The 19754-nt window shown below is 46.0% G+C and carries 15 protein-coding genes; 3 read left to right on the plus strand and 12 right to left on the minus strand.

What is annotated here, in order from left to right:
* Window positions 1-113: 113 nt before the first annotated feature.
* Together hypA and mua are read left to right on the plus strand one after the other, a co-directional pair.
* Window positions 114-464, plus strand: a complete 351-nt coding sequence (gene hypA, locus NYG90_RS03635; protein ID WP_115012357.1) for a hydrogenase/urease nickel incorporation protein HypA — start codon at window positions 114-116, stop codon at window positions 462-464.
* 18 nt (window positions 465-482) lie between these two features.
* Window positions 483-1205, plus strand: coding sequence for a nickel-binding protein Mua (gene mua / locus NYG90_RS03640; protein ID WP_285264713.1), 723 nt, complete (start codon window positions 483-485; stop codon window positions 1203-1205).
* A gap of 52 nt (window positions 1206-1257) precedes the next feature.
* Here mua and NYG90_RS03645 read toward each other — a convergent pair whose 3' ends face one another.
* From NYG90_RS03645 to pyrG, 12 genes are all read right to left on the minus strand, one after another.
* Complete coding sequence (locus tag NYG90_RS03645; RefSeq protein WP_285256949.1) at window positions 1258-2832, minus strand: SLC13 family permease; 1575 nt, start codon at window positions 2830-2832, stop codon at window positions 1258-1260.
* A gap of 77 nt (window positions 2833-2909) precedes the next feature.
* The gene (locus NYG90_RS03650) at window positions 2910-4826 is read right to left on the minus strand and encodes a DUF1561 family protein (protein ID WP_285256950.1); all 1917 of its coding nucleotides are present in this window, start codon (window positions 4824-4826) and stop codon (window positions 2910-2912) included.
* 227 nt (window positions 4827-5053) lie between these two features.
* A complete protein-coding gene (locus tag NYG90_RS03655) occupies window positions 5054-5725 on the minus strand; it encodes a MotE family protein (RefSeq protein ID WP_181814263.1) in 672 nt (223 codons plus the stop codon).
* Complete coding sequence (locus NYG90_RS03660; protein ID WP_285257089.1) at window positions 5722-6141, minus strand: flagellar FliJ family protein; 420 nt, start codon at window positions 6139-6141, stop codon at window positions 5722-5724. Before NYG90_RS03660 ends, NYG90_RS03655 begins: the two co-directional genes overlap by 4 nt.
* 12 nt (window positions 6142-6153) lie before the next feature.
* Window positions 6154-7416 carry an adenylosuccinate synthase gene (locus tag NYG90_RS03665; RefSeq protein ID WP_285264714.1) on the minus strand — a complete coding sequence of 421 codons (1263 nt, stop codon included), beginning with the start codon at window positions 7414-7416 and terminating at the stop codon, window positions 6154-6156.
* A 9-nt stretch (window positions 7417-7425) separates the two neighbouring features.
* Window positions 7426-8286 (minus strand): ATP phosphoribosyltransferase regulatory subunit, encoded by an 861-nt coding sequence (locus NYG90_RS03670; protein WP_115012099.1) that lies wholly within the window; start codon window positions 8284-8286, stop codon window positions 7426-7428.
* Between the two features lie 9 nt (window positions 8287-8295).
* A complete protein-coding gene (locus NYG90_RS03675; RefSeq protein ID WP_115012100.1) occupies window positions 8296-9225 on the minus strand; it encodes a ribose-phosphate pyrophosphokinase in 930 nt (309 codons plus the stop codon).
* A gap of 44 nt (window positions 9226-9269) precedes the next feature.
* Window positions 9270-10931 carry a hypothetical protein gene (locus NYG90_RS03680; RefSeq protein WP_285256953.1) on the minus strand — a complete coding sequence of 554 codons (1662 nt, stop codon included), beginning with the start codon at window positions 10929-10931 and terminating at the stop codon, window positions 9270-9272.
* Window positions 10928-14017 (minus strand): Smr/MutS family protein, encoded by a 3090-nt coding sequence (locus tag NYG90_RS03685; protein WP_285256954.1) that lies wholly within the window; start codon window positions 14015-14017, stop codon window positions 10928-10930. The genes NYG90_RS03680 and NYG90_RS03685 overlap by 4 nt, the downstream gene beginning before the upstream one ends.
* Window positions 14017-15060, minus strand: a complete 1044-nt coding sequence (locus NYG90_RS03690) for a hypothetical protein (RefSeq protein WP_285264715.1) — start codon at window positions 15058-15060, stop codon at window positions 14017-14019. Before NYG90_RS03690 ends, NYG90_RS03685 begins: the two co-directional genes overlap by 1 nt.
* Window positions 15057-16700, minus strand: coding sequence for a single-stranded-DNA-specific exonuclease RecJ (gene recJ, locus NYG90_RS03695; protein WP_285264716.1), 1644 nt, complete (start codon window positions 16698-16700; stop codon window positions 15057-15059). Before recJ ends, NYG90_RS03690 begins: the two co-directional genes overlap by 4 nt.
* Before the next feature lies 1 nt (window position 16701).
* Window positions 16702-18342 (minus strand): glutamine hydrolyzing CTP synthase, encoded by a 1641-nt coding sequence (pyrG, locus tag NYG90_RS03700; protein ID WP_285264717.1) that lies wholly within the window; start codon window positions 18340-18342, stop codon window positions 16702-16704.
* 212 nt (window positions 18343-18554) lie between these two features.
* Here pyrG and NYG90_RS03705 point away from each other — a divergent pair, with 212 nt between their 5' ends.
* Window positions 18555-19754, plus strand: a complete 1200-nt coding sequence (locus tag NYG90_RS03705) for a M48 family metallopeptidase (RefSeq protein WP_285256958.1) — start codon at window positions 18555-18557, stop codon at window positions 19752-19754.

A 19754-nucleotide genomic window follows, 5' to 3' on the forward strand; every position in this document is an offset into this window, starting at 1 on the left:
GTATCCTTAAGAGGTTGAAAGATTTGGGGCATTATAGCAGACTTCATAGCGCAACCACAAACACACCAAAATATGCTAAAATCCGCGCAAATACCAAGAAGAAAGACTCCAAAATGCACGAATACTCTGTCGTAACAGCCCTACTAGAGCAATGCGATCACTACGCGCTAGATTCTGGTGCGAGTAAGATAGAGAAGATTGTCGTGGGTATTGGCGAGCATAGCGGCATAGAAGTAGCTTTGCTACAAAGTGCGTTTGAGACCTTTAAAGAAGAGAGCATTTACACAAAGCACGCGCATTTAGAGATACAAATCCAGCCCATAATGCTTGCGTGTAGCTCTTGTGGCACTACTAGTGCGCCAAAGCAGCAAGACTACGCCACTTGCCCACAATGCGCGAGCAAGAGTGTGCAAATCACGCAAGGCAGAGATATGCTACTACTGCGGCTAGAAATGCTAGAGTAGGCAGATCAAGGAGAATCTATGGATACCCCACTTACAAAAGACTTGCTAAAAGACCTTGTCAAGCACGCCGATGAGCTGACTTTAGAGCAGATCAAAGAGAGCTGGGAGCTTGCTGGGGTGATCATAGATAAGGCAGATTCCTTGCAAAAAGAGCTGCAAAGCTACAAAGATGAAATCCTAAGCTCACAAGCCACGCTAAAAGACTTGCGCGCCAAAGAGAGTGCGCTAAAAGAGCAAATCCAAAAGCTAGAATCCAAAAAACGCAATGCGAGCAATGAGCTAGCCAAACTCCACGATGAAATCAGCGTGCAAAAAATCATAACCCAAGCCAAAAAAGCCAAGCTAGAGCTACAAGAATCGCGCAAGCAGATCCTACCCGGCAGCCTAAAAAGCGTGCAAATCTACCTAAAAGATGGCTCCATAGCCAAAGCAAAACCCGCGCAAAAAATCTTTAGCGAAGATGTGTATAAAAAATATCGCGTAGCATTCAAAGAAAACCGCACGCTAAAAATCCACATCTCCTCCCTTGAGCTAGAAAATAAACGCCTGCAAATCGAGCTACGCGACTTTTACTCCGATCTTGCCCTAGAGGGTATGGGCGCACTAGAATCTAAAGCCACGCAAGAGCAGCAGCTCCCCCTAGACTCCAAAGACATCATCGCCACAGAAGAGGATTTGAGCGATTTTAAAAAAATGCTTCAAGACCACAAACGCAAAAAAAGCAAGCCCCCCAAACACTAGCCCCCCAAACGCGCCACAAAGCCATTTGTCTAAATCCTAGCCTGCCCTTAATCTACCCCAAAAACCACCGCCAATATACAAAGGCAAAGATACTCACCGCTACAATCCCCACAACACTTAGCAAAAAGCCAAATCGCACCATATCCCACACTTTGATACCGCCTTTTTCAAAGACTATGGCATTAGGCGGTGTGGAGATAGGAATCATAAAAGAAAAGCTCGCACAAATTGTGATAGCAAGCATTGTGATTGTCGGCTCATCTGCGACCAAAAACGACTGCGTAGCGGTATAAATGATAGGTAGTAAAATAGCAATAAGTGCCGTTGTGCTTAAAAAGCCTGTGGCGATAATCGCACAAACACAAGCAAGGAGTAAAAATACAAAAAATGGCAAATTAGCAAAGCGCATAAAATAGCTTTCAAACACCCCGCCAAGCTCGGATTGAGAAAAGGCAGTGGCGATACAAAACCCCGCACCAAACAAAAATATCAGCTCATAAGGGATAGACTTAGAATCGTCCCAATCCAAAAACCCAAGCTTTGGCACAAACATAAGTAGCCCAAAGGCTAGTAAAATCACATTTTCATTTAGCCCCAAGCCATTGTAAAAAGGCTTAATAGGCGAGTTTAAAAATAACACAACAAGCAAAAGAGCGATGAAAAATAATAATCGCTTATGTTCAGCACGAACTTGTATATTTTCAAACGCCTTAAACTCCACGCTATGACCTTGTGTGCCAAAAGAGAGTATATAAATCATCGTATAAAGCATAAGGCAAGTAAGTGGAGCCATCATAAAAATCCAAGTGGTAAAGCTTATACCATCAAAGCCAAGCTTTTCTAAGAATCCTAGAAAGATAAGATTAGGCGGTGAGCCAATAGGCGTTGTAATCCCGCTGATACTCGCCCCAAATGCCACGGCGAGTAAAAAACGCATTTTAAGAAAATAATCCTGTGTGATTGATAAGGCAATAGGCAGGAGCAAAATCGCGGTTGTGGAGTTTGATAAAGCTGTGCCAAGCACACAAGAGGCAAGCCCCAAAGCAGAGATAACACCCTTAGGATTTTGCGGAAAAAGGGAGAGAAACTTTTTAGCGATGATTTTATGTAGCCCAATTTTTTCTGTGGCGGTAGCGAGCATAAAGCCACCCAAAAAGAGATAAATGATAGGATTAGCATAATTTGCCGTAGCACTTTTGGTATCAAGTATGCCAAAACTTGGGAAAAGGATAATGGGCAAAAGTGAGACAACGCCTAGCGGCAGGGCTTTATTCGTCCAGAGTGCAACAAGCAGGGCAATAATGCCAAGCAAGGCTGAAACCTTAAAAGACGCTCCAAGATACACTCTTGCCACAATCGCTGCAATAATGCCAAGCACAAGGGCAATGCCCACACCTAGAATGATTTTTATCACTCGTTGCTCTTGCGGGGTGGATTTTTGAGCGGAATCTAGCAGGGTGGATTCTGTGGAGTTGAGATTAGATTCTAGTAGAGAGTCTTTGGCAGAATCTAGCAAAGTGGATTCTAGCTTAGGTGGTAGCCTAGAGTCTTGCGCGCTAGAATCTAGGCTAGATGAAGCTTGTGTAAGATCTTTTTCCTGTGTGGTAGGCTGTGTAGATTCGTGCATAGATTTTCCCCTGCTGAGTCTTGCGCAATTCTAGCACACATTAGCGTGATATGGCTACTTGGCTCCTAAGGCTAGATCTAGTATTCACACCGCCCACTTATGCACTGATTTAAAAGCTCTGGCAAGGGCAAAAGTCCATTCCCTCTCCTATCGCTCCCATCACCACTGCAATCGCTCAAAGACACAATGCCTTCAAAGCCATTGCGATATGCCCTATCCACAGAAAATACCCCAAGCCCCACGACATTGATATGTCTCCCTGCAAATCGCCCCAGCCGCTCTCTAAGCTCGGCTACACTATTTGCAGGCACTAATCTCGCCCGATACTCCTCCATAGTTACAAGAGAGTTTGCGGGGATTGTTACCACGCCACTTTGCAAGCGTAAAACAGGCACAGCGTGCGCGGTTAGCGTGCGTAAATCTGGATCAAATCTCGCCATTGTAAAAAGAAACACACTCCCAGCAGGGGAGTTGATCACGCGCTGCATAAGGCTATCTACTTCAGCTTGTGTTACCCCTTGCCCAAGCATTGTCCAATCATACTGCGGCAGCATAGAAATACTGCTTGCATACGCCCTCTCCACATTGCGCAAAAACGAATCCCTACGCCCTGTAACAGGATAATTATAGTAGCTCATAATATCTTCTAGCGTTTGGTGCAAGATAGAGTTTCTAGCTTGAAAGGAGGGGAAAGGATTCCTACCCGGTGCTGTGTCAAAAAAATATCCGCCACTTGTAAGAGGGGTTTGAAAATGCAGTAGCTCGGCTATCATTTGATATGCTTGTAGCAGACATACACCGCAAATCCCACTTGCAGGGGTTGTCATATCTGTGCTGTAATCAATGGCAAAAAGCCGCTGTATCCACTGCTCACTTAAATTAAAGCTTGGTGGCAAGGGCGGGATATTTGTCTTTTTCTTATAGGGATCCCCAAGCCAATGCCCCGGAGCTGGACAATTATGCAAATTCCTCCCGGCATTCGCATAAATAAAGCGCAGCCACACTTCCATATAAGGATCAACAACAAAGGCAGAAGTAGGGCTTTTGCCCGTGTCTTTGGCGATATATCGCTTATTGACCGTATAAGGCACACCCCAATAATATCCATAGCGCGTTACACGCAGGATATTGCCATCTTTATCCTCAAAGGAGTAGAGATTCTGCCCCACAGGGATAGGCTTAAAATATGCACGATTGACTTTAGGGGGCTTTGTATCATCGCACAATGCCCACCACACCCAGTCCCAATTTTGCTTGCGTGTATCAGAATACATACAATACAATCGCCCTGTTGGCTCATAGTATTCTGCGATATGCCCACTCATTAGGTTGTAGTATAAAATCATCGTGTTTTTATCAGAATAATTACTGCGCAAAAAGTAGCGTTGCTGCCCATAGCGATCGATCAAATCCCAGCCAATCCACATAAAAATACTTAGATTTCCGGGCATAGCGATTGTCTTTGACCACTCTGTCATACTTGATGAAAGCTTATGAAAAAAGAGCTTTTTATCCCTTGGCTTTGCGGCATAGAGATAGCTACCATCATCTTTAATGCTATAAAATGCCTCGCGTGAGACAAACCGCCCATTTTGGACTTTCCACTGCTGGGCTTTGAGATTGATGACACAAGGGGAAAGGAAGAGATAGTCAAATGTCTTTTCTCTCGCCCATACAGAATCTGGCGCAGTCAAGCAAAGCCAAGTTTTGTTGATATTAAAGCCAATGCGCCCAAAGGCATCAAATCTAGCTGGGATTGCCCTCCTTGATGAGCAATCCACAAGCCCAATATAAGAGTAATGAGCTGCGTAGCTTGAAAAAGTAGGTGCATAGCACAGCTTGTAGCCTTTAGATGTAACAACCTGCAATGACCTATCTTTAGGCGGCTGGACTTTATGCTGCACCACAGGAGCAGGCTTAGATTCTAGCACTTCTGCCACTAACGGATATAAAGCACTTTGCAAGGCAAAGGCTATGGTGAATAATACTTTCATATATACTCCTTTGTTTGGGGTATATCAATATACTGCCACTTGTTCTAATGATTAGTTAATACCTTAAGAATTAAATACAAATCCATTGATAAGTAGTGTAAGTATCTCGTATAAATGAAGAAAAGTGGGACCTTGCACCTTAGAAATGCGACTAATGCTATCGTGTAGAATCTACACTGCTTGATCTATGCCAAGCAGTGTGCCATCATCTAAAAGGCTGGATAAGACTAGATCCCGCCATTTTCTTGGAAATCTACTTGATCTTGCTCAGGAGCCTTTGGGCTATCGCCGGGCACCTCTGCTACTTTTGGACTAGATTTTGGCTTATCATTGCTAAAGGGCGGTCCTTTGGCGATGATTTTGGTAAGCTCTGCGGCACGCTTGGCGTCCATTTTAGCTAGGATCTTTGCCATCTCCGCAGCAGTGAGTGATGAGAGTATAGTCGCTGCTTCTGCATCATCTAGCTCTGCGATAATTGGCGCGGCTTTAGAATCTTTCATACCAGAAAAACTCTTTGCGACTTTAGTGTTTGCAGATGATTGGATCTCTTTTAGCAAGGCTTCATTTTTAGCGATCAGTGCCTCTATGGCTTTTTTCTTATCATCTTGAAGTTTTGCTTGCTTTTGGGCTTCTTTGGTAGCTTCTTCTATTTTAGCTTTCAAGGCTTGCTCTTGCTCTTGTAGCTTTGCCTGCTTTTGATCTAGGATATTTTGTGTGGCATTTTTGTAGGCTTCGAGATTTTGCATTTTTTCATTCAAGGTGCGTAAGTTTTGAGCGATTTCATCTTTACGCGCTTCAAAGATTGCATTACACTGCAAAAGCGCGTCAGGATTTGGCTCCTTTTTCTCCGCATAGACCACAGACAACACACACACCAGCACTGCTACTAAAATTCTCACAATGGCTCCTTTTTGTAAAGTAGGATTGCAATTTCATCAAGCTCTTTGCGCTCTTTTTGCTTAAGTGCTTTAAGAAACTTTTCGCGCTCTTTATCGCGGATATGTTTAAGCTTTTCAAACTCCACACACAGCAGCCGATACTCTTGCTCTAACTCCTGTATCCGCGCCTTGTCGTGGGCGATCTGCTCTTGTATAGAATCTATTTCAAAGACAAACGCCCTTCTTTTGGCATTGGCTTGGAGAAACACACTAAAATCCCCTGACTGCGGGAGATTCATCGTGGCGATTTGCTCGATTAGCCCATTGACTTGGCTTTGCTTGGCGGCGATTTCGTTGTTGTAGCGGACAATATGCTGCTCACATAAAGAGAGCTTTTGCTCTTGGGCTTTGATAAGCTTGTCAAATGGTGTTTTCATCAAAAGTGGATTCTAGCGATAAATGATCTCGCTTCTCTCTGCACCTGTTGAGATAAGGGCGATTTTCACCCCCACAAGCTCCTCTAAACGCGCGATATACGCCTTTGCATTTTCTGGCAGGGCATCATAGCTTTTCACCCCCTTGCTCATCTCTCCAGCCCAGCCGGGCAGGATCTCATACATTGGCGTAGCATTTTCTAAATCACTTGGCACATACTCAATCTTTCGCCCTTGGTATTGATATGCCACACACACAGCAATTGTCTCAAATCCATCTAGCACATCAAGCTTCATCAGCGCGATTTTATCACAGCCATTAAGCTTGCACGCATAGCGCGCAGCAAGGGCATCAAAGCTCCCGCACCGCCGCTCGCGTCCCGTAGTCGTGCCAAATTCCACACCCTTATCGCGCAAGATCCTCCCATACTCACCACAATCTTCAGTAGGGAAAGGTCCGTGTCCCACGCGCGTGCAGTAAGCTTTCATAATCCCAAGCACGCTAGTAATATCGCGCGGGGCTAGCCCACTCCCAGCGCAAGATCCTGCGGCAATAGTAGTCGAGCTTGTTACAAAGGGGTAAGTGCCGTGATCAATATCAAGCATACTGCCTTGTGCGCCCTCTAGCAAAATCTTTTTGCCCTGCTCTTGTGCTTCCCAAAGTAGCGCAGTCGTATCAGTGATGAAGGGCGATAGAATCTTATGGGCGGATTCTAGGGACTCTAAGCTTGCTTGCACAAGCTCTTCTACACTAGAATCTAACACACCAGATTCTATCAAGCTCTGCACGCGCTCACTTAAACGCGCGGTGATGGCTTGCCTTTGTGCGGGGAAGTTGCGCACATCACACGCCCTTAGCCCTATACGCGCGATTTTATCCGTATAGCAAGGTCCTATGCCCTTTTTGGTCGTGCCTATGGCGTTTGTGGATTCTAGGCTAGAATCCACTTTTTGATGAAAGGGCAGGATAATATGCGCCCTATCAGAGATAAACAGCCTCCCAAGCAAAGCCTGCTCGCCGCCAAATTGTCGCATTTCTTCAATGAGTGCGCTAGGCTCGATCACCACGCCATTGCCAATGATATTTAGGCAATTAGGCGTGATGATACCTGAAGGGATTAGGTGTAAGGCGTATTTTGTATCACCCACAACAATAGTATGCCCAGCATTATGCCCTCCTTGATAGCGGACAATATAGTCATAATCCTTTGCCAGCACATCGACAATCTTGCCCTTGCCCTCATCACCCCACTGAATCCCCACAATCAAATCTGCCATATACTCTCCTTACTCTTTTGCTAAATTATGTGCCAGAATATGACCAATCACATTATCCACATAAATCCCAAACCCACAGCACAAGCACTCTTGGATATTGTATTTACCGCCAAGCACAAGCGTGTCATTCTCGCTAAAAATACGGAAAACCACATCATCATAATAATCCACAAGCGGCAACTCAAGCGGCGAGATTAGGATATGCTCATACCCACACGCGTGCGCTTTATGGGATAATCGCTCTAGCTCAAAGCGCACAAACATCGGCGCATCTGGCAAGAAGCTATCAAGATCGTGCAAGCTATTGATACGCAAAAGATCTTGCACAAAGCGTGCTTTTTGCGCGATCTGGCGCAGTGATAGGGATCTGTAAGTGTCTTTATCTATGCCAATTTCTGCTAGGGTAAGCTCTAGAATCTTAATATTGCTAAATTGCAATATCGCCTTAACACCACAACGAGACAAAATCTCAAGCCCAATACCAATCATACTCTGCAAATTTCCATCGTGGATGGATTCTGCGCCGATTTGATAAATCTCATTAGTAGGATAGCTAAACACAGGCTGGATATAAAACCACTTCTTATGGCTAGTCGCTCGCCCTAGCCTTTTGGTGATCGTGCGGATAGTATCGATTGTGGAGTCATAGCGCAGAGAGATTTGGTGATTGTTTTGGCTACTTAGGCGGATCAAATGCCGATCGGAGAAGTTTTGCTGATGCTCAAGGTAAGAAAAATACGGCGTAACCACTTCTTCAAAATTATGGCGATAGAATATCTCGCACGCCGCACTCTCTAGCTCGCGCTTGATCCTAGCACTCTTGCCAAAATACAGCTTCGTCCCCTCTGGGATCTCGTGTTCAAAAACCATAGCCACTCTTTACATAAATAGTGAATTGACACTTTCATTGTGGTAGATTCTACGCACAACTTCCGCAAACAATGGCGCGACATTTAGCACGGTGATCTTCTCACACGCTTTATGCAAGGGGATAGAGTTGCTTACAATCACCTCATCTAGCACGCTCTCTTGTATGCGAGAAATCGCCGGACCGCTTAAAATCGCGTGTGTGCCTAGAGCCATCACAGAAGTAGCACCTTTATCTTTGAGTGCTTGAGCGGCTTTGCACATTGTCCCAGCAGTATCGATCATATCATCGACCAAAATCACATCTTTACCACTCACATCACCGATGATATTCATCACTTCACTTTCATTTGCCCTCTCCCTGCGCTTATCGACAATGACCAAATCAAGCCCAAGCTTTTGCCCAAAATACCTAGCCCTAGCCACACCGCCAATATCTGGGCTAGCGATGATGGGATTTGGGAGCTTTTTGCTACGGATATGATCTTGGAAAATAATTGAGCCATAGAGATTATCCACCGGAATATCAAAAAAGCCCTGTATCTGCCCTGCGTGCAAATCCATAGTGATCACGCGATCAATGCCCGCATTTTGGATAAGGTTTGCCACAAGCTTGGCAGTAATTGGCACGCGTGGGGCGGCTTTGCGATCCTGCCTCGCATAGCCAAAGTAAGGGATAATCGCCGTGATAGAGCTAGCAGAGCTGCGCTTAAAAGCATCGCTCATAATGAGTAGCTCCATAAGATTGTCATTTGTGGGCATACAAGTAGGCTGGATTATGAAGACATCTTTGCCTCGCACAGATTCTTGGATCTGCACGCCAATTTCGCCATCGCTAAAGCGATTGATCATAATTTTACTAAGCACGACATCTAAATGCTTGGCAAACTCCTGCCCAAACTCTTTATGTGCATTGCCACTAAACACCTTAAACCCTCTCATACATAACCTTTCTTCATTAAGATATACACTGCATCTGCCCTAGATTATAGCACATTTTCTATCGCCTTATTTATGCGATCAAGCCGACATTCTAGCGCGTCATTTTCTGCGGCAAGATTCTTGCAGGCTACAAGTGCCTTTTGCAATGTCTCATCACACAAACGCCCTTGTGAGATAATTTGCTCTCCAAGTGCCAAAAGCCCATATCGGCTATCTTTGTATCGTGGATTTGAGCTGTGCTTAGATCTCTCAAAATAGCAAGCAGATTGTGGTGTGCTAGGCAGGGGGGCTATCTCTTCTATGGAGTGTAGTGAGCTTTCTAGGTGATTATGCTTAATAAGCTTAGGCGGACTATCTTTATAGAATCTAAAAAGCCTTTCTTCTCTATGTCGCTCATCGCGCACACAGCCGACAATCTCACCCTCATAGCGGATAAAAAATAGCGAAGCAATCCGCCCATTGATCGCCATACTAGGATGGCTTAAGACAATATCTGCTTGCAAGCTTGTAGGATCAAGGGTAAATGCCTCATACAAGGGCAGATGTGGGACAATGCTTGTATGCGTGCGAGCCACAGGCACACTAGAGCCATCATTAAACACATCAATATACCCTAGATACTCCACACGCATTGTCTCATCGCCCAAAGCAAAGTCCTCTTGCCATTTGCTCAAAGCCTTTTTACTAGAATCCACCCCATAGCCCGCACGAGCAAGATCGCTTGCTAAATGCTCTTCCTTGCCATCATCACGCAGCTGTGCGCTATAGGGGCAAAGATTTGGGCGATTTTTCTCCTGATAGTGCATAATGGCATAAGTAGGCGCAGGGTGCGTAAATAGCGGACTTGGGACAAGATAGATTCTATCGCCCCCGATGATATAGAGCCTTTCATCAAAAGGCAGCAGCAATAGCTCATCGACAAAATACGGCAAGCAGGCAACACCCTGCGTTGTAGCAACCCCTTTAGAATCCTTAGTGATAATCCCCACACAAGATCGCGCCCCTTGTGTAAAAATACGCACAAAAGCCTCTTGGCTCTGCCCATAGCTAGAAACAAACCAATGCGCACTAGCTGCTGGGGCATTTGTAGAATGCTCTAGCAGCAATGATGACACAACGCGCTTAAAACTAGGCAGGGCTACTTCTGCCCTAGAATCTAGGAAAGGCACAAGGGGCTTAGGCACACGCTCCTTGCTCCCGCCTGCGAGCAAATATGCACGGATATATGCCGCCAAAGTGCGCAAATGGTAGAATCCATTTAGGCGATACTCTAGCATTGCTAGAGTGAGATAGATCTCCTTATCATCGCGCTTTGCCCGATCATCTCTCATCGCTTGAAATAGCACGGCTTGTGCTTGTAATAATCTCTTCCTTGATGCTAGCTCTTTTTCAAAGGCTTTGGCACTTATGCGAAGTATTGCGCTTGGGGCAAATGCCAAGGACTCTGGGCTTTTATCGTGGATAAATGGCGCAAATGGATTGGCAACTAGGGGGAAAACGCCCAAGCTAGATTCTAGCTCCTTCGCCCTAGAATCTATGGCAATAGGCGTAGGAGCTGGGGTAAAAAACCGCACAAAATCCCTAGCCCCCACAAAGCTAAATGCCCTATGCTTGCACGCAGGATCCGCACTCTTTCTAGCACAATCTATGCTCACACCTAGCGCGACTGATACGCCAAGCACACAGCACACAAGCAATCTCATCATAGCCGCACCAGCTTCGCGCCATAGCCGCCCATATTTGGCGGTGCATCGCTAAAGGACACGACTTTAGGGTGATTTTGCAAAAAGTCTTTTACCACCGCTGAGAGCACCCCTGTGCCAATGCCGTGGAAAATCAGCACCTCATCAAAGCCCGCGATTAGGCTATCGCTGATAAAATCCCCAAGCTTTTGCAAGGCTTCTTCTGCTCGCAAGCCGTGTAAGTCTAGCTTCACACTTGCTTTTGGGGTATAAGATAGAGTCGTTTTTGTCGCATTGTGTGCTTGTAAGCTAGCTTTGTTTGGGCTCTTAAGCTGGCTTTTTTCTACCTTTAGGCGCATACCAGATTCTAGCTCGATAAGACAATGCCGCTTTTCACTGCGGAGGATACGCGCATTGCACTCTCCATAGCGTGCCAGATCCCCTGTGGCAAACTCCTTATGCACAGGCTTTGGACTAGGCGGAGACTTGGGCTTGTGGCGCACAATCTCGTGTGCGCGGTTGAAGTTTCTATGCAGATCTTCTTGCGTGTTTGCCTGTGCTTTTAGGGCTTGCAAGGCTTTGTTAAAAGTGGATTCTAGCTCCCTTTCCCTTGCTTTGTATGCCCGCTCTAGCTCATCGATTTTCTCACTATAAGCCTCTTTGGCATTGCGAGCCTTTTGGATACGCTTTTGTAGCTCTTGGGCTTTGGACTCTAGCTCTAGGCTAAGGCTGCTGCTTTGCTCTATAAGGGCGTTTAGCCGCTCTTTATCACTGCCATAATGCTCTTTGGCTCGCGCGATAATATGCTTTGGTATGCCAAATTTTTGCGCGATTTCAAAGGCATAGCTTTTACCAATACTGCCGTGCAAAAATGTATAGCTAGCGCAAGATTTCTCCACATCAAACATCGCGGCTGCTAGCTGGATCCTAGGATCTTTTGCCATAAGAGAGGCTAGGCGTTTGTGGTGGGTGGTTACTACAAGCTTGGCGTGCCTATCAAGCAAAAGCTCTAAAAGCACCTTATACAAGCTAGCAGCCTCGTCGGCATCTGTGCCTAGCTCGATTTCATCAATGCCTAAAAGCATATCATCTTTATCTAGCTGCCGGCTAAGCTCTAGCACCCTACCTGCAAAGGTGCTTATATCATCTCTAGAGCTTTGAGGATTTGAGATAATGGCATAGATATGCTTGTAGTGGGGGATATGGCTTTTGTGGGCGTTGATTTTCATAGGCAGCAAAAGCTTTGCCAAAAAGGCTGCACTTAGGAGTGATTTTAGCAGCATTGTCTTGCCCCCGGCATTGACGCCTGTAAGCAGCAGCAAGCCTTTGTCAAAGGTTAGGGTTAAGGGTTTGGGATTTTTCAAAATAGGGTGGCAGAAGCTATGAAGGATTATGGTTTTATTAGAGGATTTGGCTTTGTTTGGTTTTGGCGTTGGCTTTTCTAAAGAAACTTCGCTTCGCTTGTTTTGCGCGCTTTTCTGAAGAAACTTCGCTTCGCTTGTTTTGCGGGAGTCTGCGGCGAGGGCTTGGCTCTCCGCTAGGTAAATCCCTTCGCCCTCTCCTCGCCACGCGCAACCCACAAAACCAGCGACAGCGGTGCAAGGCGGGGGCACGCAAGCAGGTTTCTTTAGAAAATCATCACACAACGAAGTTTCTTTAGAAAATCCTTCCGCCTGCGAGTCGCTATCAAACACATTTTCTACTTTTTCATTTTGCGGCGTGTTTAAACTTTCAGCATTTTCCCTAGAATCCACTTTTTTACTAACGCCGTTTTTATCGTCATTGCGAGCAAGCGCGATAGTGCTTGCGTGGCAATCCATAGTTTTTGCGCTAGCAAAAAAAGCATTCCTAGAATCCACTTGCGTGGATTCTTTTGTGGATTGCCACGCCACTGCTTCCGCAGTGTCTCGCAATGACAGATCGCCACCCCTAGAATCCACTTTTTCAAAAGTGGATTCTAGCTCCGTCTGCTCGCGGCAGGATTTTTCACACTCAGCCCCTTTTTCTTTTTCTAGGATTCTAGGAATTGCGGTGGGGCTGTGGGAGCTTTGCGGATTTTGGGGAAAAGTGGATTCTAGGGGTGGCGTTGTTTCTGTAAAGCCATTTTGGGATTCTAGGGATTGGGCGGATTTTGCTTGAAGTTGCTCGCGGCAGGATTTTTGCGCTAAAAATGGGGCTTTGCAAGGCGATTCAAGGGATTTACCTTGCGTGGTAATGAGCGCAGAATCGCCGCCGCAATCGCCATTTTTAGCCAAAAAGCCAACGCGCCCATCAAAAACAAACTCTAGCCCTAGATCTTTAGCAAACCCCACCCTCCCACACAACAAATCCACCACATCAAACTGCCTATCCAAAAACCGCAAAAACCTAAGCTCCCCACGCGCAATCTCGCTAAGACTCTCACAAAGCTTGCGCACCTCTAGAGCATACACATCGCGCAGCTCTTGGAGCTTATCATAGAGCCTAGCAATCTCACTTGGCAGCACATAGAAAAACCCTCCTTGCGTGCGATCAAGCACAGAGCCCTTAAGCACGCGCGTGTAGCCCGCCTTTAGCAAGAGAGTTTGCGCATCATAGATGAAGTGGATTTGCTTATCCACAAGATAGGGGGCTAGACTCTCTTTTGCTAGCAGGGCATTAAGAGCTTGCTGGATGGAGCCTTGCGTGCTGGAGAGCTGTGCGCGCAAGTTATCAATATGAGCAAATCGCCCTGCTTGTATCTCGCCTTTTTCATCAAAGATACAAAACGCCTGAAGCAAATGCGCTGGGATAAGGATCTTTGCCACAAAAGCGTGGAATTGAGACTCTGGGTAAGGGTGCAAAGTCTCTTGCAAAGTGGCAAAAAACTCTAGCTCCCTAGCAAAGCCCCAAATATCTTGCAAGCTTAGCGTGCCACGCTTTTGCAGGAGTAAAAATGCGTGAGAGAAGTCCGCAAGAGCTGGCAAAGAGGGGAGCTGCATAGAATCCATCTCGCGCAACATCGTGTGATAGAGCTGCATATCACCTTGCAGATAAAGCAGCTTGGGGCGAGCTAGATAGGTATGAAAACGCGTGAGAAACTCATCTAGATCAAGGGCTTGGGCTAGATGAGAGTCTTGATGGGTTAGCATTAAATTGCCTTTTTGTAGTGCAGGCGTTGGCTTTTTACTAAAGAAACTTGCTTTGGCTTCGGCTTGCACCGCTTTGCTTGTTTTGCGAAAAAGCGGGGAGTTTGCCTTTTGTTTGTGGAAAAGCCAACTAGGCTTATCTCCGCACAAAAGGCTGCACAACCCCACTTTTTCATCAAAAATCCTGCCGCCTGTGGCTCGCTATCAAACACACTTTCAGTCCCTCTATTTTTGCCGCACAATCCTGCCGCCTCGCTATCAAACACGCTTTGGGCTTTTGTATTTTGCGGCTCGTTTAAACTTTTTGCATTTTCCCTAGAATCCACTTTTTGACTTGCGGCTATTGCTCCGTCATTGCGAGCGGATTGAAAATCCGCGTGGCAATCCACTCCCCCCACTCTGTCATTACAAGCAAGCACAGCAGCGATTGCGTGGCAATCCACTTTTTGCGATTTTTCAAAAGTGGATTCTAGGGGGTTGATATATTTTTGTATGGATTGCCACGCCGACAAGTCGGCTCGCAATGACAATAAAAAGGCTTCAATCCTAGAATCCACTTTTTCTAAAGAAGCTATGCTTTGTGTTTTGTGTTTGTAATTTTCAAAAGTGGATTCTAGGATTTTGGCGTTGTTTTTGTGGATTGCCACGCGAGCAAAGCTCGCTCGCAATGACGAGGGGGCGGATTTTTCAAAATCGCCCTGATTGTATTCTTCAAGGATTCTAGGAATTACTAAAGAAACCTGCTGCGGCTTCGCCTTGCACCGCTTCGCTTGTTTTGCGGTATTGCTTTCAAAAGTGGATTCTAGGATTTCAACTTGTTTTGTAAAGCCGCTTTGGGATTCTAGGACTTGTGTGGCGTTTGCATATCCAGCCCATTTTTCTTCAAGGATTCTAGGAATTGCGGTGGGGCTGTGGGAGCTTTGCGGATTTTGGGGAAGGTTAGCGAACTTGGCGTTCGTGCCTTTCACAAAATCCGCAACACTGCCGCATTGCTCACCCAAAGCTGAATCCCCGCCAAGCAAAGCCGAATCCTTACACTTTCTCACAGCTTCTCCACTTCTTGCAACACCATCATCGGCACCCCCCTATACGCATCCATCTGCATACTAAAGCTCGCTAGAATCCACTCTTTGACCCTAAGCTCCTGCTCGCAAAAAAAGCAAATCCCCCAAAGATCCGTGCCAAAAAACCGCAGCTTTTTATGCTGCTTTATGGGGCTTATCTGGCGGATTTGTAGCCTAGCTTGCAAGATAGGCTTTGGATTGCCCTGCCCATAAGGCTCAAATCTCTGCAAAAGCGCAAATAGCTCTGTGTCAATATCTTTAACATCAATAGGCAAAATCTCAAGCCCCTCTTGCGTGCTTTGGCATTGTGGTAGCTCGCACAAGCCCTCCAAATACGCACATAATCTATCAAATCGCTCACACTCCACACTAAGCCCAGCCGCCTTGCTATGCCCGCCAAATTCCCCTAGAATCTCCCTAGCCCCAAGCAGCACACTCATCAAATCCGCCTCGCCATAGGATCTCGCACTGCCCTTTAGCATAGATTCTAGCCCTAGCTCCTTAGTGCGTGCTAGCACGATAGCTGGCTTTTTGTAGTGGTTTGCCATTTGCGCAGCGACAATGCCTAGCACCCCCTCGTGCCAATCCTCTCCCTTTGCAATCACGGCATTATCATACACAATGGCAGTGGCTATGGCGGATTCTAGCACGGATTTTGCCGTGTCTTTGCGCTTTTGATTGAGCCGCAGCAACGACTCTAGCCCAGAATCCAACGCCCTAGCAAGCTGCGTGCTAATAGGGGCATTAGACTCTTGGCTTGCGTGCATATTTGCCTCTAAGCTACTAGAATCTAGCAGCAAAAACTCACTAGCAATGCGCCCTTCTTCCATACGCCCAGCAGCATTGAGTAAAGGTGTGAGTGAAAAGGAAATATCCGTAGCAGTGATATAGCGCGTCTTTAGGCGGGATTGCAGCTTTTGCAGGGCTGGGATTTGCGAGCTAGGCAGCTGCTTTAGCCCATAAAGCACGATGCATTTGTTGATTTGAGTAAGCGGCATCATATCAGCAATGGTTGCTAGCATCACAAGCTCTAAAAGCGGCGTGATTGCCACACTAGCCCCTAGGGCGATCTTTAGCCCCGCGCAAAAATACCACGCCACAAGCGCACCGCAAATTTCTTTTTGCGCAAAGGTGCAGTCCTTTTGCTGGGGATTTATAATGAAATCCGCATTAGGCAGCGTATCTTTGGGGATATGATGATCTGTGATGATAAGCGCGATGCCTTGCTGCTTACAATACTCTGCGGCTTCATAGGCGGTTATGCCATTATCCACGGTGATGACTACATCGCTTGGATTAGCTTCAATAATCGCCTTTGACACACCATAGCCATCGCTAAAGCGGCTTGGGATCACATAGCTAATGTGCTGATAGCCAAGCAAGGCAAAAAACTTCATCATAACCACACTAGCAATCACCCCATCAACATCATAATCCCCCACCACTAAGATCTTGCACTCTGGATTCTCGCGCATTTTTTGTGCTAGAAATTTACATGCCTGCTCGCAGGATTTGAGCTGATATGGGTGAGGGAGGGTTGATAGCGTGGGGAAGTCCCACTTCTTGGTGCGATCGTGTAAAAGGGTGTAGATGTCCTCTTTACTAAGCGGGCGATGAGACATCTTAGCTCTTTGGGTTAGATTTGGATTCTAATGCCTTTTTCACAAAGGCTAAGATGATAGGATTTGGGGCTTGCAAGCGCGAGGTAAATTCTGGGTGAAACTGCACGCCGATGAAAAAGGGGTGCTTCTCTAGCTCGATAGCTTCAATAAGCCCGCTCTTTGACTCACCGCTGATAGTCATACCATTTTTTTCTAGCAAGGCTCGGTAGGCGGGGTTTGCTTCATAGCGGTGGCGGTGGCGTTCTTTGATGATTTTGGCGTGATTGTAAGCAGTGGCGATATGGCTTTTAGGGCGTAGCACGCACTCATACTCACCAAGCCGCATAGTCCCGCCCATAGGGGACTTGATCGTGCGGATCTGGGAGTTGCCGCATTGATCGATGAAGTCTTCTATCAAGTAAATAAATGGGTAGGAAGTATCAGGGGCAAACTCACTAGAATCCGCTTTTTCTATGCCTAGCACATTACGGGCAAACTCTATAATACTTAGCTGCATTCCCAAGCATATCCCTAAAAATGGCACTTTATGCTCCCTAGCATAGCGGATCGCCAAAATCTTGCCCTCTATGCCACGGCTGCCAAAGCCCCCGGGGATCAAAATCCCATCAACATCACTTAGCTCCTCGCCTTGTGTATGCTCTAGGGCTTGGCTATCAATCCACTTAATATGCACGCGTGTGTCGATGTTTGCCCCTGCGTGGATTAGGGCTTCGGTTAGAGATTTGTAGGATTCTTTTAGGTGGAGATATTTCCCTACAAAGGCGATTGTAATCTCATCTTTTGGCGAGATGATCTTTTTTACCAGCATATCCCATTCATTCATATCTGGCGCGATAGGCTCAAGCGCGAAATGCCTAGATACAGGGGTTAAAATCCCCTCTTTTAAGAAATTAAGCGGGCATTGATAGATACTTTTAGCATCAAGGGCTTCAATCACGCTATCATCAGCCACATCGCAGCTCATCGCAAGCTTTTTCTTAAGCTCTTTGCTTAGAGGCTTTTCAGCCCTAGCGATGATGATTTGCGGTGTGATCCCTATGCGGCGTAGCTCTTGCACAGAGTGCTGGGTGGGCTTTGTCTTTAGCTCACCTGCTGCTCTAATGAGCGGGATAAGTGTTACATGGATACTTAAGACTTGCGTATTGGGCAGCTCGTGTTTGAGCTGGCGCATAGCCTCCAAAAATGGCAGCCCCTCAATATCTCCCACCGTGCCTCCTAGCTCGATGACTAAGAAGTCATAGCCCTTGCCCACAGCCTTTATGCGGCTTTTTATCTCATCGACAATATGCGGGACTACTTGGATCGTTTTGCCTAGATAATTGCCCTTGCGCTCATTCTCTATGACAGAGAGATAGACCTGCCCTGTGGTGAAATTATTGCCTTTGCTAAGGCTTGTGTTTAAAAATCGCTCATAATGCCCTATGTCTAAATCCGTCTCTGCGCCATCGGCTGTTACAAACACTTCTCCGTGCTCTAGCGGACTCATCGTGCCCGGATCGATATTGATATATGGATCGATTTTTAGGATATTGACCTTATAGCCACTTTGCTTTAGCAAGGTCGCTAGCGATGATGATGAAATCCCTTTCCCCAGTGAGCTTAACACCCCTCCTGTAACAAATATGTATTTTGTATGTGCCATTATTGAATCCTTACAATTTAATCCTTACATTACATTGCGCAACATTACACAACATTGCGCATCTGCGCTTGTATCACCTATGATTATGCTTACAATCCTATACAAAAACCCCTTACAAAGTTATTATTTTTAGATTTATATTTTTGTTTTACAATATTTAGCATAGCAAGGTTACTAAATGCGTAGCCTATATGTTTGTAAGGATATGAAGTATGATGATGTTTTGCCTTTGTTATGTGCTTTTTTTGACCATTCCTAGCATTGTGATTGATATACTGCAAATCTACCATATCAAAGCCTTTGCCAAGCGACAAGCCGTAATACTCCAGCCCAAAGACTATGTAGTCTCTGCTAGCTACTCTTTGGCAAACTTGCGCCTATCCATAATTAGCCATATTTTTGAAGCACTGATTTTTATCGCGTGGGTGAGCTTTGGACTTGCGGCGTGGCAAGACTTTTTGGCAGAAGAAGCAGCCTTTGGCTTCATCATCTTTGTGCTAGGATTTGTGCTGATTAACGCTCTCTTGCAGCTTCCTCTTAGCGCGTATAAGCAGCTGCGACTAGATAAACTCTATGGATTCTCGAATGTAACTTGGCAGATCTTTTTCATCGATACACTAAAGAGCTTCGCGCTTATAGCAGTGTTTGGATTCTTAGTGCTATGGCTTTTGCTTATTGTGATGGATTATGCGTATTGGTGGCTAGCGGGATTTGGCGTGGTATTTTTGCTTATGGTAGTGATCAATGCCCTATATCCCACGCTTATTGCACCTATTTTTAATACCTTCACACCGCTTAATAACCAAAACCTCCAAGACAAAATCCAAGAGCTTATGAGTAAAGCTGGCTTTAAGGCAAATGGGATTTTTGTGATGGATGCAAGTAGGCGAGATGGCAGGCTTAATGCGTATTTTGGTGGATTGGGGAGTGCGAAAAGAGTCGTGCTATTTGACACACTATTAGAAAAGGTAAGCTCTGAGGGCTTGCTTGCGATCTTAGCCCACGAGCTTGGGCATTTTAAGCACAAAGACATAATAGTCAATTTGCTGCTCTCTAGCGTGCTGCTCTTTGGGCTGTTTTTTGTCGCTGGGCATTTGCCTGCGGGGCTGTTTGATACATTGAGACTGCAAAACAACCACGCCACTTCACTGACGATTTTACTGCTGATCGCGCCTATTGTGTCCTTTTGGCTAATGCCGCTTATCGGCTATTTTAGCCGCAAGGCAGAATACCGCGCAGATGCTTATAGTGTCTCACTCACTAGCGCACACTGCCTAAAAGAAGCCCTAATCCGCCTTGTCAATGAGAACAAAACTTTCCCCCACTCCCACCCTGCTTATGTGTTTTTCCACTATACACATCCGCCGCTTTTAGATCGGCTAAAAGCCCTTGATATACCGCAAGCACATTGA

The sequence above is a fragment of the Helicobacter zhangjianzhongii genome (genome assembly GCF_030249855.1).
Taxonomy (GTDB): domain Bacteria; phylum Campylobacterota; class Campylobacteria; order Campylobacterales; family Helicobacteraceae; genus Helicobacter_B; species Helicobacter_B zhangjianzhongii.